Annotated in this window: 25 protein-coding genes and 1 pseudogene; 4 read left to right on the top strand and 22 right to left on the bottom strand. The window is 60.0% G+C overall.

The features are described 5' to 3' along the window. Positions 1-15 precede the first annotated feature (15 nt). Positions 16-1,434 carry an FAD-dependent oxidoreductase gene (locus tag ICA15_RS18845; RefSeq protein ID WP_150617496.1) on the top strand — a complete coding sequence of 473 codons (1,419 nt, stop codon included), beginning with the start codon at positions 16-18 and terminating at the stop codon, positions 1,432-1,434. A 182-nt stretch (positions 1,435-1,616) separates the two neighbouring features. On the opposite strand, the gene ICA15_RS18840 is transcribed toward ICA15_RS18845, so the two are convergent. After that, a complete protein-coding gene (locus ICA15_RS18840; RefSeq protein WP_210554315.1) occupies positions 1,617-2,513 on the bottom strand; it encodes a trypsin-like serine peptidase in 897 nt (298 codons plus the stop codon). A gap of 199 nt (positions 2,514-2,712) precedes the next feature. On the opposite strand from ICA15_RS18840, the pseudogene ICA15_RS18835 reads away from it, so the two are divergent. Both ICA15_RS18835 and hemE read left to right on the top strand, forming a co-directional pair. After that, positions 2,713-2,878, top strand: a pseudogene (locus tag ICA15_RS18835) (glutamate synthase small subunit); the annotation flags it as partial. 151 nt (positions 2,879-3,029) lie between these two features. Beyond that, positions 3,030-4,097 carry a uroporphyrinogen decarboxylase gene (hemE, locus tag ICA15_RS18830; RefSeq protein ID WP_007909440.1) on the top strand — a complete coding sequence of 356 codons (1,068 nt, stop codon included), beginning with the start codon at positions 3,030-3,032 and terminating at the stop codon, positions 4,095-4,097. A 129-nt stretch (positions 4,098-4,226) separates the two neighbouring features. On the opposite strand, the gene ICA15_RS18825 is transcribed toward hemE, so the two are convergent. Next, positions 4,227-5,501: an MFS transporter gene (locus tag ICA15_RS18825; protein WP_210554314.1), complete on the bottom strand. Its 1,275-nt coding sequence runs from the start codon at positions 5,499-5,501 to the stop codon at positions 4,227-4,229. 118 nt (positions 5,502-5,619) lie between these two features. On the opposite strand from ICA15_RS18825, the gene ICA15_RS18820 reads away from it, so the two are divergent. Continuing rightward, a complete protein-coding gene (locus ICA15_RS18820) occupies positions 5,620-6,522 on the top strand; it encodes a LysR family transcriptional regulator (RefSeq protein ID WP_150604847.1) in 903 nt (300 codons plus the stop codon). 93 nt (positions 6,523-6,615) lie between these two features. On the opposite strand, the gene ICA15_RS18815 is transcribed toward ICA15_RS18820, so the two are convergent. From ICA15_RS18815 to ICA15_RS18720, 20 genes are all read right to left on the bottom strand, one after another. Next, a complete protein-coding gene (locus ICA15_RS18815) occupies positions 6,616-7,053 on the bottom strand; it encodes an excinuclease (protein WP_210554313.1) in 438 nt (145 codons plus the stop codon). Between the two features lie 313 nt (positions 7,054-7,366). Next, the gene (locus tag ICA15_RS18810) at positions 7,367-8,956 is read right to left on the bottom strand and encodes a hypothetical protein (RefSeq protein WP_210554312.1); all 1,590 of its coding nucleotides are present in this window, start codon (positions 8,954-8,956) and stop codon (positions 7,367-7,369) included. A 224-nt stretch (positions 8,957-9,180) separates the two neighbouring features. Continuing rightward, complete coding sequence (locus ICA15_RS18805) at positions 9,181-9,624, bottom strand: excinuclease (protein WP_150604850.1); 444 nt, start codon at positions 9,622-9,624, stop codon at positions 9,181-9,183. A 20-nt stretch (positions 9,625-9,644) separates the two neighbouring features. Next, a complete protein-coding gene (locus ICA15_RS18800; RefSeq protein WP_150617501.1) occupies positions 9,645-10,880 on the bottom strand; it encodes a beta-ketoacyl-ACP synthase in 1,236 nt (411 codons plus the stop codon). After that, a complete protein-coding gene (fabG, locus tag ICA15_RS18795; RefSeq protein WP_150604852.1) occupies positions 10,880-11,608 on the bottom strand; it encodes a 3-oxoacyl-ACP reductase FabG in 729 nt (242 codons plus the stop codon). The genes ICA15_RS18800 and fabG overlap by 1 nt, the downstream gene beginning before the upstream one ends. Then, complete coding sequence (locus ICA15_RS18790; RefSeq protein ID WP_210554311.1) at positions 11,601-12,065, bottom strand: hotdog family protein; 465 nt, start codon at positions 12,063-12,065, stop codon at positions 11,601-11,603. The genes fabG and ICA15_RS18790 overlap by 8 nt, the downstream gene beginning before the upstream one ends. Further along, positions 12,062-13,258: a beta-ketoacyl-[acyl-carrier-protein] synthase family protein gene (locus ICA15_RS18785; protein WP_210554310.1), complete on the bottom strand. Its 1,197-nt coding sequence runs from the start codon at positions 13,256-13,258 to the stop codon at positions 12,062-12,064. The genes ICA15_RS18790 and ICA15_RS18785 overlap by 4 nt, the downstream gene beginning before the upstream one ends. Further along, a complete protein-coding gene (locus ICA15_RS18780; protein WP_210554309.1) occupies positions 13,255-13,845 on the bottom strand; it encodes a hypothetical protein in 591 nt (196 codons plus the stop codon). The genes ICA15_RS18785 and ICA15_RS18780 overlap by 4 nt, the downstream gene beginning before the upstream one ends. Beyond that, complete coding sequence (locus ICA15_RS18775) at positions 13,845-14,570, bottom strand: class I SAM-dependent methyltransferase (RefSeq protein WP_150617504.1); 726 nt, start codon at positions 14,568-14,570, stop codon at positions 13,845-13,847. Before ICA15_RS18775 ends, ICA15_RS18780 begins: the two co-directional genes overlap by 1 nt. Then, complete coding sequence (locus ICA15_RS18770; RefSeq protein WP_150604857.1) at positions 14,567-15,814, bottom strand: NAD(P)/FAD-dependent oxidoreductase; 1,248 nt, start codon at positions 15,812-15,814, stop codon at positions 14,567-14,569. The genes ICA15_RS18775 and ICA15_RS18770 overlap by 4 nt, the downstream gene beginning before the upstream one ends. Continuing rightward, the gene (locus tag ICA15_RS18765) at positions 15,801-16,964 is read right to left on the bottom strand and encodes a sodium:proton antiporter (protein ID WP_210554308.1); all 1,164 of its coding nucleotides are present in this window, start codon (positions 16,962-16,964) and stop codon (positions 15,801-15,803) included. The genes ICA15_RS18770 and ICA15_RS18765 overlap by 14 nt, the downstream gene beginning before the upstream one ends. Continuing rightward, positions 16,961-19,300 (bottom strand): MMPL family transporter, encoded by a 2,340-nt coding sequence (locus ICA15_RS18760; protein ID WP_210554307.1) that lies wholly within the window; start codon positions 19,298-19,300, stop codon positions 16,961-16,963. The genes ICA15_RS18765 and ICA15_RS18760 overlap by 4 nt, the downstream gene beginning before the upstream one ends. Beyond that, on the bottom strand, positions 19,284-19,886 hold the full coding sequence (locus ICA15_RS18755) for an outer membrane lipoprotein carrier protein LolA (RefSeq protein ID WP_210554306.1): 603 nt from the start codon (positions 19,884-19,886) through the stop codon (positions 19,284-19,286). Before ICA15_RS18755 ends, ICA15_RS18760 begins: the two co-directional genes overlap by 17 nt. Further along, complete coding sequence (locus ICA15_RS18750; RefSeq protein WP_210554305.1) at positions 19,883-20,308, bottom strand: acyl-CoA thioesterase; 426 nt, start codon at positions 20,306-20,308, stop codon at positions 19,883-19,885. Before ICA15_RS18750 ends, ICA15_RS18755 begins: the two co-directional genes overlap by 4 nt. Then, positions 20,301-21,845: a histidine ammonia-lyase gene (gene hutH, locus ICA15_RS18745; RefSeq protein WP_210554304.1), complete on the bottom strand. Its 1,545-nt coding sequence runs from the start codon at positions 21,843-21,845 to the stop codon at positions 20,301-20,303. Before hutH ends, ICA15_RS18750 begins: the two co-directional genes overlap by 8 nt. Continuing rightward, positions 21,826-22,773 carry a glycosyl transferase gene (locus tag ICA15_RS18740; RefSeq protein ID WP_210554303.1) on the bottom strand — a complete coding sequence of 316 codons (948 nt, stop codon included), beginning with the start codon at positions 22,771-22,773 and terminating at the stop codon, positions 21,826-21,828. The genes hutH and ICA15_RS18740 overlap by 20 nt, the downstream gene beginning before the upstream one ends. Further along, positions 22,770-23,504: a glycosyltransferase family 2 protein gene (locus tag ICA15_RS18735; RefSeq protein WP_210554302.1), complete on the bottom strand. Its 735-nt coding sequence runs from the start codon at positions 23,502-23,504 to the stop codon at positions 22,770-22,772. The genes ICA15_RS18740 and ICA15_RS18735 overlap by 4 nt, the downstream gene beginning before the upstream one ends. 77 nt (positions 23,505-23,581) lie before the next feature. Continuing rightward, a complete protein-coding gene (locus ICA15_RS18730) occupies positions 23,582-25,261 on the bottom strand; it encodes an acyl-CoA synthetase family protein (protein ID WP_210554301.1) in 1,680 nt (559 codons plus the stop codon). Then, a complete protein-coding gene (locus ICA15_RS18725) occupies positions 25,258-25,803 on the bottom strand; it encodes a hypothetical protein (protein ID WP_150617512.1) in 546 nt (181 codons plus the stop codon). Before ICA15_RS18725 ends, ICA15_RS18730 begins: the two co-directional genes overlap by 4 nt. Further along, positions 25,800-26,054: an acyl carrier protein gene (locus ICA15_RS18720; protein WP_150604867.1), complete on the bottom strand. Its 255-nt coding sequence runs from the start codon at positions 26,052-26,054 to the stop codon at positions 25,800-25,802. The genes ICA15_RS18725 and ICA15_RS18720 overlap by 4 nt, the downstream gene beginning before the upstream one ends. Positions 26,055-26,061: the final 7 nt, after the last annotated feature.

Below are 26,061 nucleotides of genomic sequence, written 5' to 3'. Positions count from 1 at the left end.
GATGAGGTTTTAACAATGGCTGAACGTCTGAATAACGACTTCCAGTTCATCGATGTCGGGCGCAAAGATCCGAAGAAGAAACTGTTGCGTCAACGCAAGAAAGAGTTTGTCGAGATCTACGAACCGTTCAAACCCCAGCAGTCGGCCGATCAGGCCCACCGCTGCCTGGGTTGCGGCAACCCGTATTGCGAGTGGAAGTGCCCGGTGCACAACTTCATTCCCAATTGGCTGAAGCTGGTGGCCGAAGGCAACATCCTTCAGGCTGCCGAGCTGTCGCACCAGACCAACACCCTGCCGGAAGTCTGCGGCCGGGTGTGCCCGCAGGATCGTCTGTGCGAGGGTGCCTGCACCCTCAACGACGGCTTCGGTGCGGTGACCATCGGTTCGGTCGAGAAGTACATCACCGACACCGCGTTCGCCATGGGCTGGCGCCCGGACATGTCCAAGGTCAAACCGACCGGCAAACGTGTCGCGATCATCGGTGCTGGCCCGGCAGGTCTGGGCTGTGCCGACGTGCTGGTGCGTGGCGGCGTGACCCCGGTGGTGTTCGACAAGAACCCGGAAATCGGTGGTCTACTGACCTTCGGTATCCCCGAGTTCAAGCTGGAAAAGAGCGTGCTGAGCAATCGTCGCGAAGTCTTCACCGGCATGGGCATCGAGTTCCGTCTCAACACCGAAGTCGGCACAGACGTGACCATGGAACAACTGCTCGCCGAATACGATGCCGTGTTCATGGGCATGGGTACTTACACCTACATGAAGGGCGGTTTTGCCGGTGAGGACCTGCCGGGCGTTTATGACGCGCTGGACTTCCTGATCGCCAACGTCAATCGCAACCTGGGCTTTGAAAAGTCGCCGGAAGATTTCGTCGACATGAAAGGCAAGAAGGTTGTGGTGCTCGGTGGTGGTGACACGGCGATGGACTGCAACCGCACCTCGATCCGCCAGGGTGCCAAGTCGGTAACCTGCGCTTATCGTCGTGACGAAGCGAACATGCCCGGCTCGCGCAAAGAGGTGAAGAACGCCAAGGAAGAAGGCGTGAAATTCCTCTACAACCGCCAGCCGATCGCCATCGTCGGCGAAGACCGGGTCGAAGGCGTAAAAGTGGTCGAGACCCGTCTCGGCGAACCGGACGCCCGTGGCCGTCGCAGCCCCGAGCCGATCCCGGGCTCCGAAGAGATCATCCCGGCTGACGCCGTGGTCATCGCCTTCGGTTTCCGTCCAAGCCCGGCGCCATGGTTCGAACAGTTCGAGATCCAGACCGACAGCCAGGGCCGCGTAGTTGCGCCTGAGCAAGGTCAGTACAAGCACCAGACCAGCAACCCGAAAATCTTTGCGGGTGGCGACATGGTGCGCGGCTCCGACCTGGTGGTGACGGCAATCTTCGAAGGCCGTAATGCGGCTGAAGGGATTCTGGATTACCTGGGCGTCTAAACCCCAGTCCGAAACTGCACCGCAACTCCTGTGGGAGCTGGCTTGCCAGCTCCCACAATGTTTTGTGGTGTTGTAAAAATACGAGCGCTAACGGAGCGGTTGTGCGCTGGTGATCGCTGCGCGACTTTCGAGTTGTGCGGCGATTCATTCACGCCATGTCAAAAGAGTTTTTGCCTGATTTGTTACTTGCACGGATTACTCTGGCTAACGGTCTGAAAAAGGTTCCAAAGCTCCATACCAAACACTGGAGAACTGAGATGGTTAGCTGATCCGCCATGGGTGGAACCCACGACCTGGTTCGTGTTCATGTCAACCCATGCTCCACCACTGGAACCTCCGAAGAGAAAGTTTGGAGTTATTTGGTGCATGCTGCCGTTTGGCATCATAAAACCATTGAAAGCTTTGAGCGATAGCCCTTGGTAACCAACCACCGTTACAGGTAGTTGGGAGGCGTTAATTCTTAATCCCATCCACCCCGTAATCGAATTGCTAACTCTTAAGAAAGCGTAGTCCAGTTGACCTCCTGGACTACCAACATAGGAAGAGGAGGTTGATGAACAACTGGGCAGGAAATAGTAAAGTTTACCTGTGCTTGGGAAGCTTTGTTCAAAGCGCAGGTTTTTATACCATTCTCCCGTTGTTTTATCTCTAACGCAGTGAGCGGCAGTAAGTACGACGTTCTGGTTTACAAATTGACCGCTGCATTTGGAGCGTCCTGAAGGGCCATCAAAATACAGTATGCCAAGCTGTGTGAAAGGGTGTCTGTCGCGGTTTGGACTGTAAAGATTTTTTGCCTCTCCTTGTTCCCTGATATCTGGATTGTAAGGTAGTTGCAAATCAACAGCGGGAGAGCTCTTTTGTACTAAGTCTGCGTTTTTTTCACGTTGCTGTTCTACGGGTTGGGCTTGCGGTTCGTAAATAGGCAAAGGCATTGGTGTAGCGGTTTTCATTTCCTCCTCAGTCCATGTATGTGTGGTATCGGGCTTGGCATGATCAAATTTTGAATCGCTGGCGTCTGCAGCAGATGCAACGGACATGTACATTAAAATTAGCGAAAAACCTGAGTATAATTTTTTCATCTTCTAATTCCTTTTATAGATTTCTTTCTCAGAGAGGGCTTAAATTTCATCCTAGTGTCGTTTTATATTGGTAACAACTGTAAAAGTTGACAGGTATAACGAGTTTTAAATAAGAACTAGAATGAAAGTTTTTCGTACTGCAGGCCCTAAACGTCATTTTTATCGTGTTCGATGCCGTGACATAAAAAGCTGTGGGAGTGGGGTTGTCTTGCACCCATCCAGATTCCATCAGTACAAGCAACAGAGCAGCCATATGAAAATCTTGCTGGGTGGCGACATGTTGCGCGGTAACCGATCTGGTGGTGACGGAGATCTTCGAAGGCTGCAATGCGGCTGAAGGGATTCTGGATTACCTGGGCGTCTAAACAAACAACGCAATGCCCTGTCGTTTCGGGGTGCTGCAAAATCTGTATTCCAACGCAATAAATTGACCCGATAGACAAAAGGCTGACCTGCATCCGTGCCTTTTCCCTCGCGCTCTGAGAAAATGCCCGCACTTTTTTTCCGGATGCCGACATGACTGCCCTGAAGAACGACCGTTTCCTCCGCGCCCTGCTCAAGCAACCCGTAGACGTCACCCCCGTGTGGATGATGCGTCAGGCCGGCCGCTACCTGCCGGAATACCGCGCCAGCCGTGCCCACGCCGGTGACTTCATGAGCCTGTGCATGAATCCGGAGTTCGCTTGCGAAGTCACCATGCAACCGCTCGACCGCTATCCACAACTGGACGCGGCGATCCTGTTTTCCGACATCCTCACCATCCCCGATGCCATGGGCCAGGGCCTGTACTTCGAGACCGGTGAAGGTCCGCGCTTCAAGAAAGTCGTCAGCACCCTGGCTGACATCGAAGCCCTGCCGATCCCTGATCCGCACAAAGACCTCGGCTACGTGATGGATGCGGTCAGCACCATCCGTCGCGAACTGAATGGTCGTGTGCCGTTGATCGGCTTCTCTGGCAGCCCCTGGACCCTGGCGACGTACATGGTTGAAGGCGGCTCGTCGAAAGACTTCCGCAAGACCAAAGCCATGCTCTACGACAATCCGCAAGCCATGCACCTGCTGCTGGATAAACTGGCGCAGTCGGTGACCTCGTACCTCAATGGCCAGATCATGGCCGGCGCGCAAGCGGTACAGATCTTCGACACGTGGGGTGGCAATCTGTCGGCGGCGGCGTATCAGGAATTCTCGCTGGCCTACATGAAGAAAATCGTCAGCGGTTTGATCCGCGAAAACGACGGTCGCAAGGTGCCGGTGATCCTGTTCACCAAGAACGGCGGCCTGTGGCTGGAAAGCATCGCCGAGGCTGGTGCCGATGCACTGGGCCTGGACTGGACCTGCGATATCGGCAACGCCCGCGCCCGTGTCGGCGACAAGGTTGCGCTGCAAGGCAACATGGATCCGACCGTGCTTTATGCAAAACCGGAAGCCATCCGCACTGAAGTCGGACGCATTCTGGCCAGCTACGGCAAGGGCAGCGGCCACGTGTTCAACCTCGGCCACGGCATCACCCCGGAAGTCGACCCGGAACACGCCGGCGCCTTCCTGCGCGCGGTGCATGAGCTATCGGCGCAGTATCACGAGTGATCGATACGCAATAAAAAACGACCGGCAAATGCCGGGCGTTTTTTAAATCAAAAGATCGCAGCCTGCGGCAGCTCCTGCATTGAATTTCGTTTTCCTGTAGGAGCTGCCGAAGGCTGCGATCTTTTGCTTTTAAGCTTTCACACCACCCAATGGCGGCAACTTCGCCAGCTTCAACGCTATTAACAGCGCCACCAGCAACAGCGCGCCAATAAACAGCCCAATCCCGTTCCACCCACCCAAATGCCAGAACACCCCGCCCGCTGTGCCGGCAATGCTTGACCCGGCGTAATAGCTGAACAGGTACAGCGACGACGCTTGCCCCTTGGCCTTGATCGCCCGACGGCCGATCCAACTGCTCGCCACCGAATGTGCGGCGAAGAAGCCGAAGGTGAAAATCAACATGCCGACGATCACCAGCAGCAGCGAGGTGAACATCGTCAGCGCGAGGCCGACGAACATCAGCGCGATAGTTGCCCACAACACTTTGCGTCGCCCCAGTTTGTCCGCCAGCGAGCCGATCTTCGCCGAGCTGTAAATACCCGACAGGTACACCACCGAGAGCAAACCGACGAACACCTGATCAAGGTTGTACGGTGCAGCCAGCAAGCGATAACCGATGTAGTTGAACAGCGTGACAAACGCGCCCATCAGTACGAACGCTTCAAGAAACAACAGCGGCAGACCGGCATCGCGAAAGTGCATGGTGAAACCGTCGAGCAAGCTGCGCGGATGCAGCGAGCGTGAGCGGAAGTTGCGCGACTCCGGCAGGATCTTCCAGAACACCGCTGCTGCAATCATCGCCAGACCGCCAATCACCAGCATCGCCGTGTGCCAACTGACGAAGTCGATCAACACGCCGGTAATCAGGCGTCCGCTCATCCCGCCAATCGCGTTGCCGCCGATGTACAAACCCATGGCCAGACCGATGTGCTGCGGATGAATTTCTTCACTGAGATAGGTCATCGCCACCGCCGCCAGACCGCTCAACGACAAACCGATCAGCGCGCGCATGATCAGCACGCCCTGCCAGCTCGGCATCATCGCACTGGCCATGGTGCACAGCGCTGCCGCGAACAGCGCGGCAACCATGACCGGTTTACGCCCGATCCGGTCGGAAATCGGCCCGGTGATCAGCAAGCCAATGGCGAGCATGCCGGTGGCCACCGATAGAATCAGGCTGCTCTGGGCCGCGTTGATCCCGTATTCATGAGACAGCAACGGCATCATCGGCTGCACGCAATACAGCAGCGCAAACGTCGCGAACCCGCCGCTGAACAGCGCCAGCACCGTGCGCATGAACATCGGTGTGCCTTTTTCGATGTAGATCTCTTGCAGTTCGGCGACGACATCGTCCGACGCTGCGGGCGGGACTTCATGGGCAAGGGGCGCGACAGCAGTTTTCACTTCAGACCTCGGAGAGCACGGCCAGGCAGGCAATGAAAAAATCATATAGCTGGCTAATGTTTCTATCCAATATATTGTTCGACCTGTTTGATAGCTTTAACGACCTAATGGGGTTTTCATGGAATTGCGTCACCTGCGCTACTTCATCGCCGTCGCCGAAGAACTGCATTTCGGCCGCGCCGCACAGGTGCTGGGCATCTCCCAGCCACCACTGAGCCAGCAGATTCAGGCGCTGGAGCAAGAGGTCGGCGCACGTCTGTTTGAACGGACCAATCGTCGGGTCGAGCTGAGTGAGGCCGGTAGATTGTTTCTGGAAGAGGCGCGGCTGGTGCTGGCGCAAGTCGACAAAGCAGCGGATGTCGCCCGGCGTGCGCAACTTGGTGAGCTCGGGGAACTGAAGATTGGCTTCACCTCGTCGGCGCCGTTCAACTCGACCATTCCGCAGGCGATCTTTTCATTTCGTCAGCGTTTTCCGGCGGTGCATCTGCATTTGCGTGAGATGAGCAGCACCCAAGTGGCCGAAGCGCTGGTCGACGAATCAATTGAAGTCGGCATCATGCGCCCGCTGGGTTTGCCGGATTCGTTGAGCGTGGTCGAGTTGATGCGTGAACCGCTGGTGGCCGTGCTAAGTTCCAAGCATCCGTTGGCGCAGGGCAGCGAGGACGGGTTGTTTCTCTCGGCGCTGGCGCTGGAGCCTTTCGTGTTCTTCCCGCGCAGTTATGGCAGTGGTCTCTACGCACAACTGCTCAGCCTGGCGCGCGACGCCGGCTTCAGCCCGCACTTCGCCCAAGAGGCTGGCGAAGCCATGACCATCATCGGTCTGGTGGCGGCGGGGTTGGGCGTGTCGGTGTTGCCGGCGTCCTACCAGCGGATGCGCATCGACGGCGTGGTCTACCGGCCGCTGCTCGATCCCGCAGCGGTATCGGCAGTGTGGCTGGTGCAGCGCAAGGATCAGAAATCACCGATGGCCAAGGCGTTCGTCGAACTGCTCACCAGTAAGGTCGAGCCTCTGAAAACCTGAAGTCAAAAGATCGCAGCCTCCGGCAGCTCCTACAGGGAAAAGGCATTCCAAATGTAGGAGCTGCCGAAGGCTGCGATCTTTTGATCTTGCCCTTCAAGGCAACCGCACCAGATCCCCCTTCAACGCCACCCGTGTCACAAAAATCCCCGCTCGACACTCGTAAGTATTCAAATCCTTGCGCACACGCTGGTCGTAATAACTGACGATATTGGTCACCGCATTTGCCCCGACCCGCTTGGCCTCGGCCTGCAACTTGATCAGGTTCGACTGCAACACCCACTCGCATGAGAACTGATCACTCTTGTTGAACCCGTTGGTGCTCAGATCACTGACCACGCCCCGTCTTAGCAACTGTTGAGTCCCCAGCGGTCCATTGCCAACCAGATAAAACTTCACACTGCCATCCAGCCGCCCGGCGCGAAGTGCGTCCGACAACACCGTCTCGAATGGCATGTACATCAGATTGGTCGCGTGGCTGGCACTGGGCAGCAGGCAGAAGAGCGTGGCGGCGATCAGGGCTTTCACTTGCATGGTCATCTCCTTGACGGTGGAAGAGAGCAGCGAGTGTTTGATCGATTGGGGCTCGCCGTTCTGGCAGGCGCGATGTGTCAGCCTGCCGGGACGAGTGTAGATGCTGAAAATGCGAAGGGCGCCGAATGACCCTCGCCACGATGCTTGTCAGACTCGATGAGCGTTCAGGACTATACATCTCAGAGGCATTGCCTACAGACGTGAAATTGTTCCTCGCAAACGAAACAAACGCCTTGGACAAGCCAGAGCGTTTGTCGCGCTGTCCAATGGGTTTCACGCCCTGGGTTCTTCATCGACTTCCTGTCTTGCGCCTTCAGATCTCAGGCGCATCCACGCGCACGATAATTACCGAGTCCGGGCGATTCGGGGCGATATTGGTCACGCCTTTCAACCAGACCAGGTTGTTTGCTGAGCGGGCGGTTTCAATCGCGTGCAGGGCCTCTGGGCCAATTGATTGTTCGGTAAACGCTTTGATGTTGTGGTGGATTTGATGACGTGTGCCTAGGGATCGATGCAGGTTCATGCAGAACACAAACTCATGTCCTTTGCGTTGGAACACCAGTGCTGGATAAATGTTGGTTCCGGTTGGTTTGAAGACGGTGTATCCATTGCGCGTCAACAGCATGTACATGGCGTGCTTGAGATCAACGGCTGTCTGAGTTGATGAAAAAAAACGCCAATATTGCGGGAGATCTTCCGCATCAAACTCCAGTCTCTCTAACGGCGCCTGTTTGTCGAGAAAGTCCAACTTCAATACGCGTTTATACTTTGATCCGGGCTCCAGATGCGTTATCGGAAGCATGAGAAGTGGATCCATCATCTCCGGTCGTGGCGCCGGCCGTGAGGTTTTCCAGTCATTGAATGTTTGTCGCAGAGTTGTCAGCCCGGCGCCGGTCGCGATATCCCCGTCGTTGGCGAGGTCAAACTGTTTCCTGGCAACCTTACGCACGGAGGAAGTTGTCAGGTGCCGGAAGTAAGTGGCGACATAGTCCGTAAGCGGGCCGTTAAAAGGAAGTGTCGGATCGATCTCCCAGCGCTGCGTCGACGGAATCTGAATGGCGCCTCGAGGTTGTTGCTGGATGTGGTCCGACAGGATTTTATTCAGTGAGTCAAAGTCGTAACTCAAATGTGCAGGGTTTTTGACATAAACAATCGGCGCAGGCGGAAATTCACCATGGGGCAGGATTTCGTAGCGTAGACCGTCAACGGTTATATGGTTCAGGGAGAAACGTTCAGGACTGAGTTTCCAGCTTTTCCAAGGCATGGCAATGGATGTATCCGGAACCGGTGGCGCAGGATTCTCAGTTGTGCTTTCTTCATCGATCCCGCGCATGCGTTTGGCTGGGACGGCATCATCAGGCTCTTTATCGGGTAGTTCGCGGCGCGAAACAATCAGTTCTGAATTCCCGGCCTCAGCGTCGTCGGTCGGGAGCCGGCGCCATGCGAGAGAGTCTTCCACGCGTTCCAGTCGCGCCCCGAGGGTCAGCACCGACGGCAGACGCGCCCTTAAATTGCCTTGTGCATCCGTATCCACGCGTACCGTCCAGCCGTCGACGAGATCGACATATTGGCGCCCTCTGTCAGTTGTTCGAATCGCACTTACCGGATCCGGATCGGGTAAACGTTCTGCCAGACTTGGCGGCAGATAATAATCGCTGAGTGGACGCTCGACAGTGGTTTGGCTGATGGTTGTGTCAGCAGGGAGTTCGAAGACCTGAATGGTGGATAGTTGGGAGTCAAGCGAGGATGGAGGCTGCGCAGTCATCTGTCGCAGTTCGATATTACTGGTGTCGAGCAAACTGCGTAGAGTCAGCGTGCCATCGTCGGTAGGGCTGTAACGAGTGGGTTGGTCAGTTTCCGGCCTGTCGGAAGTTATCACTTTTTTCAGCGGCTTCTTGCCCATGTTATTGCTCCATTGATCAGCTCGAGTTATTGGGTATACCTGAGCGAATGGAACGCTCAGGGAGCTTTGAGTTTTCCTCATATCAATGGTTGCTGGGCGGTAACTATGTATCGCTGGTTATTGCCCCGACGGGAATGCGACGCAGCTTGTCTTATTGACCCTGAGAAGGGCACTGCTGCGCATTCCATCGGGGATAAATCCCCTCACCACAATGCAAAGACGTCTTACTGCACCTTCGCCAGATCACCCTTCAACGCAACGCCCGCCATGATCGCGCCGGCGTGGCATTCGTAGGTCTGCGGGTCCTTGCGCTCGTTGCTCTTGTAGAAGCTGACGATGTTGGTCACGGCGTTGGCGCCGGCGCTTTTCGCGGCCTGGTGCAGGCTGATGATGGCCGATTGTGCGACCCACTCGCAGGCGACTTCGTCGGACTTGTTGAAGGCGTTGGTTTTCTTGTTGGTCACGGCGCCAGGGCTGACGACGGTGACTTTGCCGGCCGGTGTGTTGCCTGCCAGGTAAAACTTCACGCTGCCATCGATTTTGCCTGAGCGGGTCGCTTCGGCGACGGCTTTGTCGAACGGCAGGTAAACCGCCGTGTCACGGGCCTGGCTGACGGCCGGCAGAGCGCAGAGCATAAAGGTGAACGCAGCGAGTTTCTTGAAGTGCATGGAGGTCTCCTTGACCTGGATTAATTCGGTTGCGGCCAGCGGCGGAAAATCAACGAGGTGTTGACGCCACCAAAAGCGAAATTGTTGTTCATCACGTATTCGTTGCTCATCTGGCGGAATTCGCCGCGCAGGTAGTCGAGCTTGCCGCAGTGCGGATCGACTTCATCGAGGTTGAACGTGTGCACGTACAGGTCGCGGTTGAGCATTTCGATGCTGAACCACGACTCCAGCGCGCCGCAGGCCCCGAGCGTATGGCCGAGGAAACTCTTCTGCGAGCTGATCGGCATGCGTTCACCGAACAGGCTGCTGGTCGCCAGTGTTTCGGCAATATCGCCTTGTTCTGTAGCGGTGCCGTGGCCATTGACGTAACCGATCGCATCCGGTGTGAGCCCAGCGTCTTCCAGCGCCAGTTCCATCGCACGGCGCATGGTGGTTTGTTCCGGCCGTGTGGTGTGCTGGCCGTCGGCGTTGCTGCCGAAACCAACGAGCTCGGCGTGGATATGTGCACCGCGGGCGAGGGCGTGTTCCAGCTCTTCGAGCACCAGCATGCCACCACCTTCACCGATCACCAGACCATCGCGGCCCTTGTCGTACGGGCGTGGGCTGGTCTGTGGCGCGTCGTTTTTCAGGCTGGTGGCGTAGAGCGCGTCGAACACCATCGCTTCGGTCGGGCAGAGTTCTTCGGCGCCGCCAGCGAGCATCAACGGCAGGCGTCCGAACTTGATTGCCTCGTAGGCATAACCGATGCCCTGACTGCCGCTGGTGCAGGCACTGGACGTCGGAATCAAACGCCCGGTGAGGCCGAAGAAGATGCTGATATTCGCCGCTGTGGTGTGCGGCATCATCCGCACGTAGGAATTGGCGTTCAGACCCTCGGCTACCGAGTTGAGCAGCATGTTGCCGAACGCCTTGATCTCGTCGGTGCTGCCGGTGGACGACCCGCAGGCCACGCCCATGCGCCCATCCTTGATCGACGGATCGCCGAGCAGGCCAGCGTCGGCCAGGGCTTTTTCCGCCGCGCCGACAGCCAGACGCGAAACCCGGCCCATACTGCGCAACTGTTTGCGGGTCCAGTGCGCCGGGACGACGAAATCATCGATTGGGCCGGCGAGACGCGTATTGAGTTCGCTGAAGCGATCCCACTCGTCCATTCGGCGGATGCCGCTGCGATTGGCTGCGAAGTTGCCGGCGATGGTTTGCCAGTCGCTACCCAGCGAGGTGATGCCGGCCATGCCGGTGACGACGACGCGCTTCATCAGCACAAGCCTCCGTTGACCGCCAGGACCTGGCGGGTGATGTACGAGGCTTCCGCCGACATCAGGAAATTCACCGCACTGGCCACCTCTTCTGGGGTGCCCATGCGTTGTGCGGGGATCATTTTCATCAATTCTTCCACCGGCACGTTTTCATCGAGCATCGCTGTGTCGATCAGGCCCGGCGCGACGCAGTTAACGGTGATTTTGCGCTTGCCCAGTTCAATCGCCAATGCTTTCGCAGCACCAATCACGCCAGCCTTGGAGGCGCTGTAGTTGACCTGGCCGCGGTTGCCGATCAGCCCGGAGACGGAGGTGATGCAAACAATGCGACCGGCGGCGCGGCGGCGGATCATCGGCATCATCACCGGGTGCAGGACGTTGTAGAAACCGTCGAGGTTGGTACGCAGCACCACGTCCCAATCGTCGTCGCTCAGGGCTGGGAAGGCGCCGTCGCGGGTCAGCCCGGCGTTGAGCACCACGCCGTAATAGGCGCCGTGGGTTTCGACGTCGGCTTCGAGAATGGTTTTGCAGGTTTCACGGTCGGCGACGTCGAACTGCAGGATGCGTGCGTTGCGGCCTAGCGCTTCAATCTCAGCTTGCACTGCCTGGGCTTCGGCGACGCCGCTGCGGCAATGCAGGACGATGTCGTGCCCGGCCTGCGCCAGACGCAAGGCAATGGCTCGGCCGATACCACGGCTGGAGCCGGTGACCAGTACGGATTCAGTCATCGTTCGACTCCTGTGTCTGTTGCAGATATTGGGACGGTTGCGGCGGGCGGAACACGTTCAGTCGAGCGCTGGCCTGGATGCCGGGCGCAGTGATGTGGCATTCGAACACGCCCATGCCGTTGTCATCTTCCAGCGAGCGGATGCCATGGACGGTCAACTCGCTGCCGGCCGGAAACGTTTCGACGTTGCACTCGAACTTGCGTGTGCCGAGCAGGAAACCCAGTTCCACCGGATTGCCTTTGCGCCGGGCATGACAACCGGCGAACGCGGCGACGCTTTGTGCCATCAGCTCGACGCCGACCCATGCCGGCAGGCTGCCGTCGGGCAGGTTGAACAGGCCGTCAGGCTTGACCGTGAGGCAGGTGTAAATCTGTTCATCGTCGAAGCGCGTGATCTTGTCGATCAGGATCATGTCGCCTGCGTGAGGCAGCAGTTCGGCGAGCGGCCAGTCAGTCATGGGGCGTCTCCGATAATCAGGCTGACGTTGTTGCCCCCGAAGGCAAACGAGTTGCTCATCAGGTAGCGGGGTGCAATGGACGTCAGGGCTTCACTTGCGGTCACCCATTTGAGCGCTGGCAAGTCCGGATCGGGGTCGCCATCCCAGACGTGCGGCGGTAGCGCGTGGCCTGGGTTGTCAGCGCTCAGGCTCAGCCAGCAGAACGCCGCTTCCAGCGCGCCGGCAGCACCGAGCGTGTGACCGGTCATCGGTTTGGTTGACGAGCATGCAACGCCGTCGGGGAACAGCGCGGCGACCGCCAGGCTTTCCATGGCGTCGTTGTGTTGGGTCGCGGTGCCGTGCAGGTTCAGATAGTTGATTTGCCCGGGCTGCAATTGCGCGCGACTCAAGGCTTTTTGCATCGCTTGCAGCGCGCCGCGCCCGCTCGGTTCCGGCGCCGAGATATGGTGCGCGTCGGAACTGGCGCCAGCGCCGAGCAGGGCGATGGCCGGGCCGTCGTTACGTTGCTTGCTCATCACGAACAGCACCGCGGCTTCGCCGATGTTGATGCCGTTGCGGTTGGCCGAGAACGGATTGCAGCGCTCATCGGACACCGCTTCCAGCGACGAAAAACCATTGAGGGTCAGCTTGCACAGGCTATCGACGCCGCCGCACAGCACCGCATCGCAGAGGCCCAGATCGAGCAGGCGCTGCGCGCTCATCAGCGCACGTGCGCTGGAGGTGCACGCGGTGGAAATCACGTAGGCCGGGCCGCTCAGTTGCAGCCAGTCGGCAAGAAAATTCGCCGGGGCGCCGAGTTCCTGTTGCCGATAGTCGTACTCGACCGGGAATTGTTGTTCTTGAAGGAAATGCGCCAGCCCCCGACTGGCTTCGTCGATGCCCGAGGTACTGGTGCCGAGCACCACGCCGATGCGCTCGCGGCCGTAAGTCTCAATGGCTCGATCGATGTCGTCGCGGATCTGCAACGCAGCTTCCAGCAAAAGCTGATTATTGCGGCTGCGCTGGTCGGCCAACTCCGGCGGAATCGCTGCCAGCTCACCGTGCACGGCGGCCACTGGCAACTCACGCTCCGGCACCCAGCCGGATTCGCGACGCATGCCGGAGCAGTCGCCAGCGAACAGGTTGTGCGCGACTTGTTGCTTGTCTCGACCCAGCGCGCAAATCACGCCCAGGGCATTCAAGTAGGCAGTCATGGCGTCGGTTCACCGAGTGGGGAAACGCGGTAGTGCGGGCCTTGAGGCAGTTTCAATTCGAAGCTCAACGGTTGTGAATAGCGGATGTCCCAACGCGCTGGCAGGGAGCGTTGCTCGCCCTGTTGCTGCGCGGCGGGGTAGTTGCGCAGCAATTCGCCGGACGGGGTCAGGGCGAACAGCAGGGCGGCGAACAACTCCCGGGCTTCCGGGTTTGGCGGCAGCAAGCCATCGGCCTGCCAGCGCCCGTCGATCAGTTGCTGACGGGCCTGAGGTATGCCCAGAGGGTCCATCATCGACCAGCGAATGCCGGGACCTTCACGCTGAATCACCAGCAGCCAGTCCTGGCGTTGTTCGGCTTGCTGGCGTTCGATGTGCAGTTGCAATGGCAGGGGCAGCGTCGGGTTGCCAGCCGGCAGCGGTGCCTGAGTGGCGCAACCACTGAGCAGCGCAAATATCCCCCATACCAGCCACACCACAAACCTTGTAGGAGTGAGCCTGCTCGCGATCGCGGTTGCACATTCAAAAAACATGTTGGCTGATCCACCGCTATCGCGAGCAGGCTCACTCCTACAAGTTGTGTGTCGCATCACAAGGCACCCGCAAGTGGTTTGCGCGCAACCACATTCACCAGCGTCTCTTCCCGCTGCCCGAACGGTTTGGGCTTGCGCAATCCAAAGCGCTCCAGCAAACCGAAATCCTTCGACCGGCTCCACCACAAATACGGGTACGAAACATTGCGCTCGGAAAACTCGAAACCCTGCTCGCGAATCATCCCCAGATACTGCGCGGCGCTTTTCTGCACGTGCATTGGATGGCGGAACAGCCAGCGAATCACCCAGGTATCGATGTAAGCCTCGGTCGATTCGGCAAACAGCAGATAACCGCCAGGCTTGAGCACCCGATAAAACTCGGCCAAGGCCTTTTCCTGCTCGACCAGATGATGAAAGGTCTGGTGGCAGAACAGCAGATCGACACTGGCGTCCGGCACGTTGAGCGTTGCGCAATCGCTGCCGATCAGCTCGACTTCCAGTCCCTGACGCGCCGCTTCTTCAGCGCTCAATTCAAGGCTGTGCGGATCGGCATCGATACCGATCAAACGCTGTGGTGCAAAGGTCTGGCGCAAATGGCCGAACGACTTGCCCTGACCGCAACCGGCATCGAGCAGCACCGGGTTTGCCGGCAGTGCATCGCTGAACAACCCGCGCAGATCGTTGATTGCCACACGCAACACGTGATGCTGCCAGGTGTGGCTGCGCAGAAACCAGAAACCGAAGCGGGTTTCCTCGACGTAGCTGTCGCTCAGGTAATTCATGGGGCGTCCTTTGCACAAAGTTCGGAAATCATCTTCAACCGGCGCCGAGCTTCGCTGACGAACGGGTTGCGTTCATCCCAGGCATAACCGGCGAGGATCGAGCAGATCATCCGGCGAATATCTGCCTGACTGTCTTCATAGAAAATCACGTCCTGGAAGGTCCCGGCGTACCAGCCCTCGACATAGCAGCGGAAGGTGTCGACGCCGCGTTTCAGTGGCTGGGCAAACTCGCTTTGCCAATCGACCGTTTCGCCCTGCAACTGACGATGCAGCACAGCCGCGGCCATGCTCGCCGAACGCATGGCGATGGTCACGCCGGAGGAGAACACCGGATCGAGAAATTCCGCCGCGTTGCCCAGTAACGCAAAGCCCGGACCGTGCAGGGTTTTGACGTTGGCTGCGTAGCCGCCGAGGGTGCGCGCCGGGGTATCCCACACGGCGTTGTTGAGTACGCCGGCGAGGCTTGGCGTTTCAGCGATGAAGCCGCGCAGACAAGCGTCAAGATCGGTATCGCGACCTTCGAAGTGTTCGGCAGCGGCGACCACGCCCACCGAGCAGCGACCGTTGCTGAACGGGATGGTCCAGAACCAGATATCGCGATGCTGCGGGTGCGTGGTGACGAGGATTTTTTCGCGGTCGAACGCCGGGTTGTCGATGTGATCTTCGACGTGAGTGAACACTGCCTGACGCACCGGGAAATTCGACGGCGCCTCCAGATCCAGTAAGCGTGAAAGCACGCGACCGTAACCGCTGGCATCGAGCACGAAATCCGCTTCGACGCGGTATTCGCTGCCGTCTTCGCGGCGCACATCCAGCTGCGGTTTTGCCCGGTCGAAATCGACGCTGACGATGGCATCGCCATAGCGAATCTCGGCGCCTTGCAGCGCGGCTTGATCGGCCAGCAGTTTGTCGAAGTCGGCACGCTGCACCTGGAACGTGGTCGGCTTGCCGTTGGTGAAAGTGTCGCCAAAATCAAACGCGCTGTAGCGCTCGCCCCAGGCAAACGCAGCGCCGGTCTTGCGCTGAAACCCGGCAGCGTTGACGGCGTCGAGCATGCCGGCTTCTTCGACGAAATCCAGGCAATGGCTGAGCAGGCTTTCGCCGATGGAAAACCTTGGGAAGTGCTGACGCTCGATCACCAGCACGTCGTGGCCCTTGCGCTTGAGCAGGGCGGCGGCGATGGCGCCTGAGGGACCTGCGCCGATGATCACGACCTGACGGGATTCCATTTCAACGATTGGCACGTGAGCTCCGGGGCAAAGGGTGGTTCAAATTCAGTGGGGCGCGATGCAGGCCGATCAGGGCTGGCAGCAACGTCGCGATCAGGCCCATCAGCATCAGCGCGAAGTACAGCGCCGGCGTGATGAGTTGTTGTTGCAATAACAGGTTGAGAAAGACGATTTCGCTCAGGCCGCGAATGTTCAGCAGCACGCTTTCACGCCAGCGACTGGCGCCCTCGAACGAGGCACCGGCCCAGCCGAGGCCAAGCCAGTTGCCGAGCAGTTTACTGGCAATCGGCACCAGCAGCAGCGCTGCCCATTGCAGCGCCCCAAGGCTGGCGAGGGCGCTGTGGACGTCGATCTGCACAATGCCGAACGTGAGGATCAACGGGATCGCGATCCACGTCTGCAAACGGCTCATCCAGCGCGCCGGCAACGGCAGCACCAGCGGTATTTTCAGCGTGGCCATGCACACCAGGTAACCGATGCCGAAAATCAGCGCATTGAGTTTGTAATGCTCGGCCAGGACCAATAACGCAAAGAATCCAAGGCTGTAAGTCAGCGGCCGCTGCACACCGAACAGGCGCAGCAGCAAGGGAACGCACGCCAACCCCAGCGGCAGCAACAGACTGCTCAGGTGCAAACTGCCCTGGGCGAGGCCGAACAGAGTCCAGCAGGTCAGGTCGATCAGGATCGCGGTTTGCACCAGCCGCCGCGTGGCGTCAGGCGGGTAATCGATGTGGCGCAGATACAGATACAGCACCGGAATGGCGGTGATGGCGAACACCAGACCGATGGCCAATGAGTTGAGCCACGGTTGCGCCGGCAGCAGCCAATAGGCGGTCGCGAGACCACAGGCGAAGGGTACGGCGAAACTCGGTACGGCAATTTTCACGCTCTGGCGGTCCAGACGCAGGTCGATCACATCGCTGAGGATGTGCCCGAGCAACAGTGCAAAACTCAGGCTGTAGAGGTCTTTCAGCCACGTCGGCGCAATCAGTTCGGCGCCGCTGAGCTGCCAGCCCGGTTCGATCCAGAAATACATCAGCAGCGGCAAGCCGAAACTCGCCAACAGCAGCTGGCTGACAATCGGGATCAGGCCGAAATGGCGACCGACGCGGGTCGCGACAAAGAACAAGGCCATGGCCAGCAGCCAGAATCCGACGATCATCATGCTGCCGGCTCCGCGACTGTTGCGGTGTGAGGATGACACCCGGCCCACGGTGCAAGCATGAAGCTGAAGGCCAGACCGAGGCTGACCGATAAACCGAAATTGCTCACTGCTGGCGTGCTCGACACTGCCAGCAAACCGAATGACAGCCACGTCGTCACGGCCGCCAGCAACGTGCCCAGCAGGCTGACTGCCGCACCGCCGACTTGCTCACGCATGAGAATCGCGTAATCGACGCTGATCGCTGTCACCAGCAGCAGGCCGAACAGGCTGAACAGTGTCAGCGGCTGTCCGAGCCAACCGAGGCTGGCCAGGCTGCACAGCGCTGCCAGCAACGGCAGCGTGACGATGCGCACGGCGCCGCCGAGACCAAACGGCAGGATCAACACCAGCACGATCAACACGCAGGAAGCGAGTTTCAGTTCCGCCGCGCTGATCTGCGTGGCGGCGAAAACACTGTTCAATTCACCGAGGCGATCCACCAGCACTACCCCCGGCAGATCCAGCGCCTGCACCCGCAGCAGCGAAGGATTGTTCAGGCCTTGCAGACTGGTTATCGCCGCCACGCCCTCTTCGGTCGGGCCGAGCCACAGTGTGCGGTAGGGCTCGCCGAGCGGACCGGCCAGCGCGGCGTCGATGTCCTCAAGAGGTAATGTTTGCAACTGCTGCAACTCGGTTTGCAGGGCCGTCACCGGCACGCCGAGATCGAGCAGTGGCTGCCAGAACTGTGGAAGTTTGTTCAGCGCTTCGCGCACTTGCTGTTGCTGACTCGGTGGGCTGACCAGTTGATCAAGCGCCAGATACCCTTGCAGCTTGTCGAGGTTGACCAGTTGCTGCAAACGTTCGCTCAGTGCCGCTTGGCGTTCCAGCAGTTCTTGCTGATTGGCTGCGCGCACCAGGAAGAACTGGCTGGTCGGCTGATACCCGGTAATGCGCGCGATGGTCTGCGCTTCGTCGGTCAGTTGCTGCGGCGCGCCGACCCATTGGCGGATGTCGTTTTTGCTTTGCAGTTGCACGAGACCGCCCACACAGAAGGCGATCAACAGCGCCAGCAACACCGGCGTGCGCACGTATTCGAGCAATTTTTCCCGCAGGTTCACCAGCCGTTGGGCCAGATGCAGTGGCCACTGCGCCGGGCGCAGTTCGACATTCTTCAACAGCGCTGGCAGCAGACACACTGCCGACAGATAGGCGCCGAGCAACCCGGCAGCGGAGAACACGGCGATTTGCGTCAGCGCCGGGAAGGGCGTCCACGCCAGCGCCAGATAACCGATGGCACTGGTGATCAGACTCAGTGTCAGCCCGGGCAGGGTCAGGCGCAAGGCGGGCCAACTGCGCCAAGGTTTCAGGCTCCAGCTCTTCGACAGATAGTGCAGCGGGTAATCCACCGCCACGCCGATCAGGCTGGAACCGAGCACCAAGGTCATCACGTGCATATGGCCGAACAGCGCCACACACGCCACGGCACCGAACAACATACCGACCAGCACCGGCACAAACGCCAGCAACACGCGCCAACGGCGGAACGCCAGCAGCAATAACAGCAGAATCCCGACTGTGGCGCCGCCGCCCACCCAGGTCATCTCGCGAGTGGCCTGTTGCTGACCGCTGGCGGCGTACAGCAGACCGCTGGCGGCCAGAAGCTGCACGTCGGATTTCGCTGCCTGATCACGACTGCGTTGGAGCAGATCGGCCACTTGCAGCGGCAGGTTCATGTCGAAGGCATTGCCGGTGGTGCGTGCGCGCAACAGCACCCAGCTCTTGCCGTCGGCATCGGCGACCAGCGCACCGCTGCCGATGTCCAGTTGCACCGCACCGTGTTGCGGCTGGCTGTTCTGAATGCGCGTGGTCAGGCCGAGCCAGTCGTCCTGGCTCGGCACCAGACTGAAACCGCTGAACGGGTCGAACAGTGCCTGTACCCGTTGCTGAATGAAGGCGTCGGGATGTTCGCTCAGCAATTGCCGGTCGTCCGCCGAGAGCATCGCCAGTCGCCCTTGCAGCAATTGCGTGCGCAGGGCCGGCAAGTCCGCTTGCAGGTTCCACTGCACTTTTTCGAACAGGCCGCTGGCTTGCCATTGTTCGCCCAGCGTCTGCGCCATGGCCACTGCTTGCTGGCGATCAGTGTGGTCGACCAGCACCAGCATTTCGCGGTTGAGCGGTTCCTGCATGCGTTGTTCGGCGCGCAGTTCGAGGGCGTCCGGATCGGTGCCCGGCACCAGTTCCATCAGGTTGGCGGACAACGGCGCACCGTCGCGCCATTGCCAGCTGGCCAGCGCGACAACCGCCAGCAGCAGAATCAGGAACAGCCAGGGCAGCTTGCGTTCACTCGGCAAAGTCATGTTGCTCCGCATCGCTCAACGGTTGGCCGGCGCTGCTGTCCTGCATGCGCAGCACGGTGCTGTCGCCCTGGGTTTCCAGCAGTTCGATGGTTTGCACCAGTTCGCCGCCGTCGATGTTGATCTGGTTGAACACTTGCTTGAGCAGCAGCGAACGTGGGGTCAGGGTGAGTTTCCACTGCTGCGCGTCGCCACTGAGCGCCAGCTCGAAATCCCGTTGCAAGCCACTGCTGTCGCCTTGCAATACGGCGAGGAACAAGCGGTTCTGCTCGGCCCCGGCGCTCTTGTTCGGTAGCAACTGCCAGCCGTTGCCGTCACGCCGGGCAATGCCTTTGGCGCTGATGCGGTAATCCTGCTGCAGCGGGGTTTTCAGTAGCCAGAGCAGGCCGTGATTCTTCGCGAGGACGAAGCTGCCCTTGCTGATCAGCGGCTGGGGCAGCGCGCGCAGGTGTTTTTCCTGGATGAACTGGCCGTGGATCACGTCCGGTTTCGCCAGTTGCTGGCTGAGTTGTTGCAGGTCGAAAGCGTTGGCCAGTGACGACACGGCCAGCAGCCCCAGCGCGCCAAGGCTTCTAAAAAACAGGTTCATCGCAGCATCCTTTCCACGGCATCAGTGAAGACTTTTGGTGACGCCAGTTGCATCTCGCGGCTGCTCACTTCGACTGCCACTTGCACGGAGCTTGCGCGAGTCAGGCGTTCGCCGCTTTGCAGGTCGGTGATCAGATAGTTGATCTTCAGACGGTTTTCCCACTCGACCAGGCTGGCGCGCACGTTCAACTTCTGGCCGAACACCGCTCCACGCACGTAGCGCAGTTGCAGATCGATGATCGGCCAGGCGTAACCGGACTCGACCATGTGCGTGTAGTTGTGGCCGATCTTGTCGAGCAACGCACAGCGCGCTATTTCAAGGTATTTGACGTAATGGCCGTGCCAGACCACGTGCATGGTGTCGACGTCGAAGAACGGGACGAGGATTTCCGTATCGGCATGCAGTACTCCGGCGCTACGCATGCAGCCTCCAGTGTTGCGCGGCGATGCGTTGCAGGCACAGGCGCAGTTCGCCTTCCAGTGCGCGGTCTTCGATGACCGGCGGGAAATCCTTGGCGAGTTCTTCGTGCATGGCGGCCAGCGCAGGCGGCAGCGCTCGGGCGTCTTCGACCTGAGCGCGCAGCCACACGCCCTGGTTGGCGGCGAGGAGCGTGGCGGCGGCGACCTGTTCGGTCAGCTCCAGCACGCGGATCGCATCACGGGCGGCGATGGTGCCCATGCTCACCTTGTCCTGGTTGTGGCACTCGGTGGAGCGCGAGAAAACGCTGGCCGGCATGGTGTTTTTCAAGGCTTCGGCGGTCCAGGCGCTGGTGCCGATCTGCACAGCCTTGAAGCCGTGGTTGAGCATCGCGCGATCCGCCGTGGCGCCGGACAGATTGCTCGGCAAACCGTGGTTGTAACGTTCATCGACCAGCAGCGCGAGTTGACGGTCGAGCAGGTCGGCGACGTTGGCCACGAGGTTTTTCAGGCTGTCCATGGCGAACGCGATGTGCCCGCCGTAGAAGTGCCCGCCGTGCAGCACACGCTCGGCTTCGGCGTCGATGATCGGGTTGTCGTTGGCGCTGTTGAGTTCGATCTCGATAAACGAACGCAGCCAGTTCAGGCTGTCGGCCAATACGCCGAGGACATGCGGGGCGCAGCGCAGCGAGTAGCGATCCTGCAAACGGTGCAGCGGAGCGGTCGGCGCGTCGATTGCCAGATCCTTGCGCAGCCATGCGGCCACTTGCATCTGCCCCGGATGCGGCTTGGCGGCGAACAGGCGTTCGTCGAAATGCTCCGGATTGCCTTGCAGCGCCACGACGTTCAGCGCGGTGATCCGCGTGGCCAGTTGCAACAGGTAATCGGCGCGGGCGTAGGCGAGGCAGGCGAGGCCGGTCATCACGGCGGTGCCGTTCATCAGTGCCAGCGCTTCTTTGGGGCGCAGCACCAACGGCGTCCAGCCCAGTTCACGATGGACGTCGGCCGCTTGACGGCGCTCGCCACGGAACATCACTTCACGCTCACCAGACAGGGTTGCGGCAACGTAGGACAGCGGCGTCAGATCGCCGCTGGCGCCAACCGAGCCTTCTTCGGGAATCAGCGGCAGGATGTCGTGTTCGAGAAAAGCGTGCAGCCGCTCGAGCAGTTCAATCCGCACCCCGGACACACCGTGGCACAGCGACTGTAAACGCGCCGCGAGCACTGCGCGAGTGGCCTGGGCGTCGAGCAGTTTGCCCAAACCGCAACCGTGGAAAGTGTAGAGATGACGCGGCAGCGCCTCGACGTGATGCAGTGGCACCGCGACCACGCAGGAATCGCCGTAACCGGTGGTCACGCCGTAGATCACGCCTTCCTTGTCCAGCAGCGAATCGAGAAACCGCGCGCCCTTGGCGATGCGTTCGCGGTAATCGGCGTCGCTCTGCAACTGCGCGGGCGCCTGACGGTTGGCCAAGGCCAGCACGTCTTCGATGCGCAGAGGGCGTTCGCCGAAGGTTACCGGCTCATGAGTTGGCGTCGTCATCGGTCTTCCAGAAAGGGTAAAAGTTGAACCATTGCTGCGGGGCTTCAAGGCAATAGTGACTCAGGCGCTGCGCGTAGCGGGTGGCCCACTGATGAATGACCTGCTCGCGCTCGCTGCGCTTCCACACTACGGCGTCGGCGAAGGGTTCGAGGGTCAGGCGATAATGGCCGTCGTGTTGCTTGAGGCACATCAGCAGATTGACCGGGCACTTGAGCAGACCGGCCAGCAACCAAGGGCCTTGCGGGAATGGCGCCGGATGGCCGAGGAAATCTACGGTCACGCTACGACCGCCGTGCAGCGGCACACGGTCGCCGGCAATCGCCAGCCACTCGCCGCGCTCCAGGCGTTCGTGCAGTTGCAGCATGATCACCGGGTCGAGTTCGCTGACCTGAATCAGGCGCAGATTGGTCGCCCCGGCTTCACCCAGCAAGCGGTTGAATTGCTCGGCGTGCTTGGTGTGCACCAGCACATTCATGGTGACCTTTTCGCCGATTTCCGCCAGCGCCCGGCACACTTCGAGATTGCCCAGGTGTGCGCCGACCAGCAGTTGCCCGCGACTGCCGCGCAGTTGAGTGCGCAGCAGCGCCGGGTCGATGATTTCGATTTGCTCGATGCGCAGCTTGCCGTTCCACACGTCGAGCTTGTCGAGTAGCGAATCGGCGAACGCCATGAACTGACCGAATACTCGCCAATGACTTGGGCGCAAGTCTTCGCGTTGGCTCCAGTCGGCCAGGCGTTGCTGATACTGCCAAGCGCTGTTGCGTGCCGTGCGGCCGAACAGGAAAAAGTACAGGACGATGCCGTACAACAACGGGCTCAGCAGGCGGCGACCAAGTACCTTGGCGGCGAGCGCGGTGAATTTCATCAGCAGGAAACTGCCGCGCTCCTCGCGGTCGGCCCAGTGCTTTTTATCGGTCTCGACGGTCATGTCCGCCACCGTCGCCAGAGGATTATCGGAAAGCGCAGCAACATGCCGAAGAACAGCCGCGTGTGCATGCTCGAAATCAGCGCGTTGTCATGGAACAGCCGGAAGTGCGAGACGCCATCCAGCGGGTAATGCACGCTGGTTTGCAGCCAGCGCATCGGTTGATTGCGCCACGCCAGACGCACCAGAATGTCCGAGTCGAAATCCATGCGTTTGCCGACCTTGGCCGAGTCGATCACCGCCAGCGTCGGTGCCAGTGGATAGACGCGGAAGCCGCACATCGAATCGCGAATCTGCAATGACAGTGTGTTGATCCAGACCATCACGTGAGTCAGGTAGCGCGCGTACAAACGGCCCTTGGGCACGCTGTCGTCGAACAGCGGATAACCGCAGATCAATGCTTGCGGATGTGCGCGGGATTCCTCAACGAAGCGGGCAACATCGTGCAGATCGTGCTGGCCGTCGGCATCTACCTGCAACGCATGGCTGAAGCCCAGGCGCGAGGCTTCGCGCAGGCCGGTCATCACCGCGCCGCCCTTGCCTTGATTGATGGTGAGCCGCACCAGATGCACGTTGTCGCGCTCGGCCAGCCCGTCCAGCACCCGCGCGCAGGACTGCGTGCTGGCGTCGTCCACCAGCAGGCACGGCAGACCTTGGGCGAGCAGGGCATCGACCACGGTGGTGATCGCGGTTTCGTGGTTGTAGACCGGGATCACGGCGCAGGGGTTATGCATACCGCTTCTCCACTGGAAAACTGCGATCCCTGCAGGAGTGAGCCTGCTCGCGATTGAGTGCGCAGCACTCACCAAGGTCAATCATGCTCTACACCCAAAAGAATCCGGCCACTGGAGCAGGTCGCCGTGTCATTGCGGTAGGCAAAATACAATTTGCCGCGCTCGGGATCGAAGCGCAGGTGCAGCTGGATTTCATCGCCGGGGCGCACCAGTTGCTGGAATTTCAGCACTTCCATGCCAGCGAATGCACCGCTCAGGTTGAGCAGTTGGCGACCGAGGTTCAGTGCCCATTCCACTTGCACCACGCCGGGTAACACGGGGGCTTTGGGGAAGTGGCCGCTGAAGTACGCCAGATCCGGCGGTACGCTCAGTTGCAGGCTCCATTCGCCGTCCGTTTCGGTTTGCTCCAGCACCTCGGGGGCTTTCGGCCGAGGGCCGAGCAGCAGCGCCTCGATATCCGCCTGCGGCAGTTTGCCCTGACTGTTGAGCGGCATTTGCCGCAGCAATCGCCAGCGACGTGGCAGGGCCAGGGCTTCGCAGTGCTCTTTCAAGTGCTGGCGCAGGGCTTCGGTCAGGCTACGTCGACCGTGTTCGCGCAGAGCAAACAGGCCGGACTCGCTGAGCACCAGCAAGGCGCCGAGGGACGCACGATTTTCCTGAACAACGCCCAATCGCGCTTCGGCAACCCAGTCGTGGGCGACCAAGGCTTGCTCAAGCATCGGCAAGGAAATGCGTTTTTCTTCGAGTTTGACGATTCGGTCCAGTCGACCCAGCAGTTCGAAACGGCCATCGGCGGCAATGCGTGCTGCATCGGCGGTGTGTTCAACGTGCCCGGCAGGCAGGTACGGTGAGGCGATCAGCAGCGCTCCGTCGTTGTCCTGACTCAATTCGACACCGGCGAATGGCTGCCACAGTTGCTCGCCCTGACGCCAGGCGATGCCGCCAGTTTCCGAGCTGCCGAGGATTTCCGTCGGCCACTGTTGCAGGCGTTGATGCAGGCTCTGCGCGGCTTCGGCCGGCAGCGCGCCGCCCGATGAAAACACTCTGCGCACGGCGCTCAGGGCCGGCCAGTCGAGGTTGTCGCCCATGCGCTTGAGCAGCGCCGGGCTGGCAACCCAGACGAAGGCTGGATGCTCGCGGCTGGCGCGTTGCAGGTCTTCGGGGAATGCCAGTTGCTTGCGCACGAAGGTTCGCCCGGCGCACAGCGGCCACAACACGCGAAACAGCAAGCCGTAGATGTGTTGGGTGGCGACGCTGCCGATGACGCACGCCTCAGCGAGATCCGCGCCCCACAGCTGCTCGAGTGCTTCGACTTCATTGGCTAGTTGGCGCAAAGTCTTGTCGATGCGCTTGGGCTCACCGCTGGAGCCGGAAGTGCACAGGCTCAAGCGGCACTGATCCAGATCCAGCTCGGCGCCGGGCAGTGGCGGCTGATGAAATTCGGCTAAACCACTGTCGCCAGTTTGATCGGTCAGCCACAGATCCACTTCGCCAGACCAGCGCTGGCGGGTTTGCGCTTGCAAGTCCGAGGGCAGCAATACGCTGACGCCAGCGCGCCAGGCACCGAGCAGGGCGATGGCCAGGTCGGCGGCATCTTCCAGATGTACGGCCAAACGCTGCACGCCTCGGGCTTGCAGGCCGGCAGCCACGCTCAATGCCTGTTCGCACAACTGCGCGTGATCCAATGCCGGGGCGTGGCTGATTGCCCGCGCCGGCAACGCCTTGAGCAACAGTTGCTCAAGTTTTATCCAATTCATGTACGGCCTCTTACCCGTTGTCGTATCAGCCATTCAATGGCAAACATCAGGCCGATCAATCCGTAGGAGATCAGGCCGGTGTACAACATCCACCAACTCAGCGGCGCCCACAGGGTCAGGAGCGCGGCGCACAAACCGTTGCAGAAGAAAAAAATGCTCCAGGCCACCGTGACCTTGCGCGTGTAGGCAATTGCGTTGGCCGGCAACTGCGGTTCACGCAGCCGCGCCAGGCGTTCGACCATCGGCGGGCCGTATTTCAGGCTCAGGCTGAACAGCACCAGCATGAAGCCGCTGATCAGCACCGGGTACCAGCGCAGCAACAGTGGGCTGTCGAACAGCGCCAGCAACAGGCAAAACATCATCGCCACGCAGGCCATCCACAGACTGCCGGGTTTGCGTTCGCCGGTCAGTGCTCGCGCCAGCCACAGGCTGCCCAGCAGCAGGCCGAACTGCCACGGAGCAAAGTGCTCCATGCCGAAATACACCGCAAAGGGATACAGCAGACCGGCCAGCAGCAGGCCGAGGCCGATCAATCGACTCATGCGGTCGGTTGAACCAGACGGTAGACCGCCTCGACCACGTCACCGACAGTGCGCACCGTTTTGAATTCTTCGGCGGCGATCTTTTTGCCGGTCTGGCGCTTGATGTGGTCGATCAGATCGACTGCGTCAATGCTGTCGATCTCCAGATCCTGATACAGGTTGGAGTCCAGGCTTACACGGGAGGGATCCAGTTCGAACAGCTCGACCAGGGCATCACGCAGGGTGTTGAAAATGTCGTCACGAGTTTGCATGGTCCGG

Origin of the sequence: Pseudomonas sp. P116 (assembly GCF_020149425.1) — a bacterium.
Taxonomy (GTDB): Bacteria; Pseudomonadota; Gammaproteobacteria; order Pseudomonadales; family Pseudomonadaceae; genus Aquipseudomonas; species Aquipseudomonas anatoliensis.
This window is presented reverse-complemented; position numbering and strand designations above follow the sequence as displayed.

Bases quoted from the DNA above. Each gene is read 5' to 3' on its own strand.
- ICA15_RS18845 (WP_150617496.1), top strand. From the start codon at position 16: ATGGCTGAACGTCTGAATAACGACTTCCAGTTCATCGATGTCGGGCGC.
- ICA15_RS18840 (WP_210554315.1), bottom strand. From the start codon at position 2,513: ATGAAAAAATTATACTCAGGTTTTTCGCTAATTTTAATGTACATGTCC.
- hemE (WP_007909440.1), top strand. From the start codon at position 3,030: ATGACTGCCCTGAAGAACGACCGTTTCCTCCGCGCCCTGCTCAAGCAA.
- ICA15_RS18820 (WP_150604847.1), top strand. From the start codon at position 5,620: ATGGAATTGCGTCACCTGCGCTACTTCATCGCCGTCGCCGAAGAACTG.
- ICA15_RS18815 (WP_210554313.1), bottom strand. From the start codon at position 7,053: ATGCAAGTGAAAGCCCTGATCGCCGCCACGCTCTTCTGCCTGCTGCCC.
- ICA15_RS18810 (WP_210554312.1), bottom strand. From the start codon at position 8,956: ATGGGCAAGAAGCCGCTGAAAAAAGTGATAACTTCCGACAGGCCGGAA.
- ICA15_RS18805 (WP_150604850.1), bottom strand. From the start codon at position 9,624: ATGCACTTCAAGAAACTCGCTGCGTTCACCTTTATGCTCTGCGCTCTG.
- ICA15_RS18800 (WP_150617501.1), bottom strand. From the start codon at position 10,880: ATGAAGCGCGTCGTCGTCACCGGCATGGCCGGCATCACCTCGCTGGGT.
- fabG (WP_150604852.1), bottom strand. From the start codon at position 11,608: ATGACTGAATCCGTACTGGTCACCGGCTCCAGCCGTGGTATCGGCCGA.
- ICA15_RS18790 (WP_210554311.1), bottom strand. From the start codon at position 12,065: ATGACTGACTGGCCGCTCGCCGAACTGCTGCCTCACGCAGGCGACATG.
- ICA15_RS18785 (WP_210554310.1), bottom strand. From the start codon at position 13,258: ATGACTGCCTACTTGAATGCCCTGGGCGTGATTTGCGCGCTGGGTCGA.
- ICA15_RS18780 (WP_210554309.1), bottom strand. From the start codon at position 13,845: ATGCGACACACAACTTGTAGGAGTGAGCCTGCTCGCGATAGCGGTGGA.
- ICA15_RS18775 (WP_150617504.1), bottom strand. From the start codon at position 14,570: ATGAATTACCTGAGCGACAGCTACGTCGAGGAAACCCGCTTCGGTTTC.
- ICA15_RS18765 (WP_210554308.1), bottom strand. From the start codon at position 16,964: ATGATGATCGTCGGATTCTGGCTGCTGGCCATGGCCTTGTTCTTTGTC.
- ICA15_RS18760 (WP_210554307.1), bottom strand. From the start codon at position 19,300: ATGACTTTGCCGAGTGAACGCAAGCTGCCCTGGCTGTTCCTGATTCTG.
- ICA15_RS18755 (WP_210554306.1), bottom strand. From the start codon at position 19,886: ATGAACCTGTTTTTTAGAAGCCTTGGCGCGCTGGGGCTGCTGGCCGTG.
- ICA15_RS18750 (WP_210554305.1), bottom strand. From the start codon at position 20,308: ATGCGTAGCGCCGGAGTACTGCATGCCGATACGGAAATCCTCGTCCCG.
- hutH (WP_210554304.1), bottom strand. From the start codon at position 21,845: ATGACGACGCCAACTCATGAGCCGGTAACCTTCGGCGAACGCCCTCTG.
- ICA15_RS18740 (WP_210554303.1), bottom strand. From the start codon at position 22,773: ATGACCGTCGAGACCGATAAAAAGCACTGGGCCGACCGCGAGGAGCGC.
- ICA15_RS18735 (WP_210554302.1), bottom strand. From the start codon at position 23,504: ATGCATAACCCCTGCGCCGTGATCCCGGTCTACAACCACGAAACCGCG.
- ICA15_RS18730 (WP_210554301.1), bottom strand. From the start codon at position 25,261: ATGAATTGGATAAAACTTGAGCAACTGTTGCTCAAGGCGTTGCCGGCG.
- ICA15_RS18725 (WP_150617512.1), bottom strand. From the start codon at position 25,803: ATGAGTCGATTGATCGGCCTCGGCCTGCTGCTGGCCGGTCTGCTGTAT.
- ICA15_RS18720 (WP_150604867.1), bottom strand. From the start codon at position 26,054: ATGCAAACTCGTGACGACATTTTCAACACCCTGCGTGATGCCCTGGTC.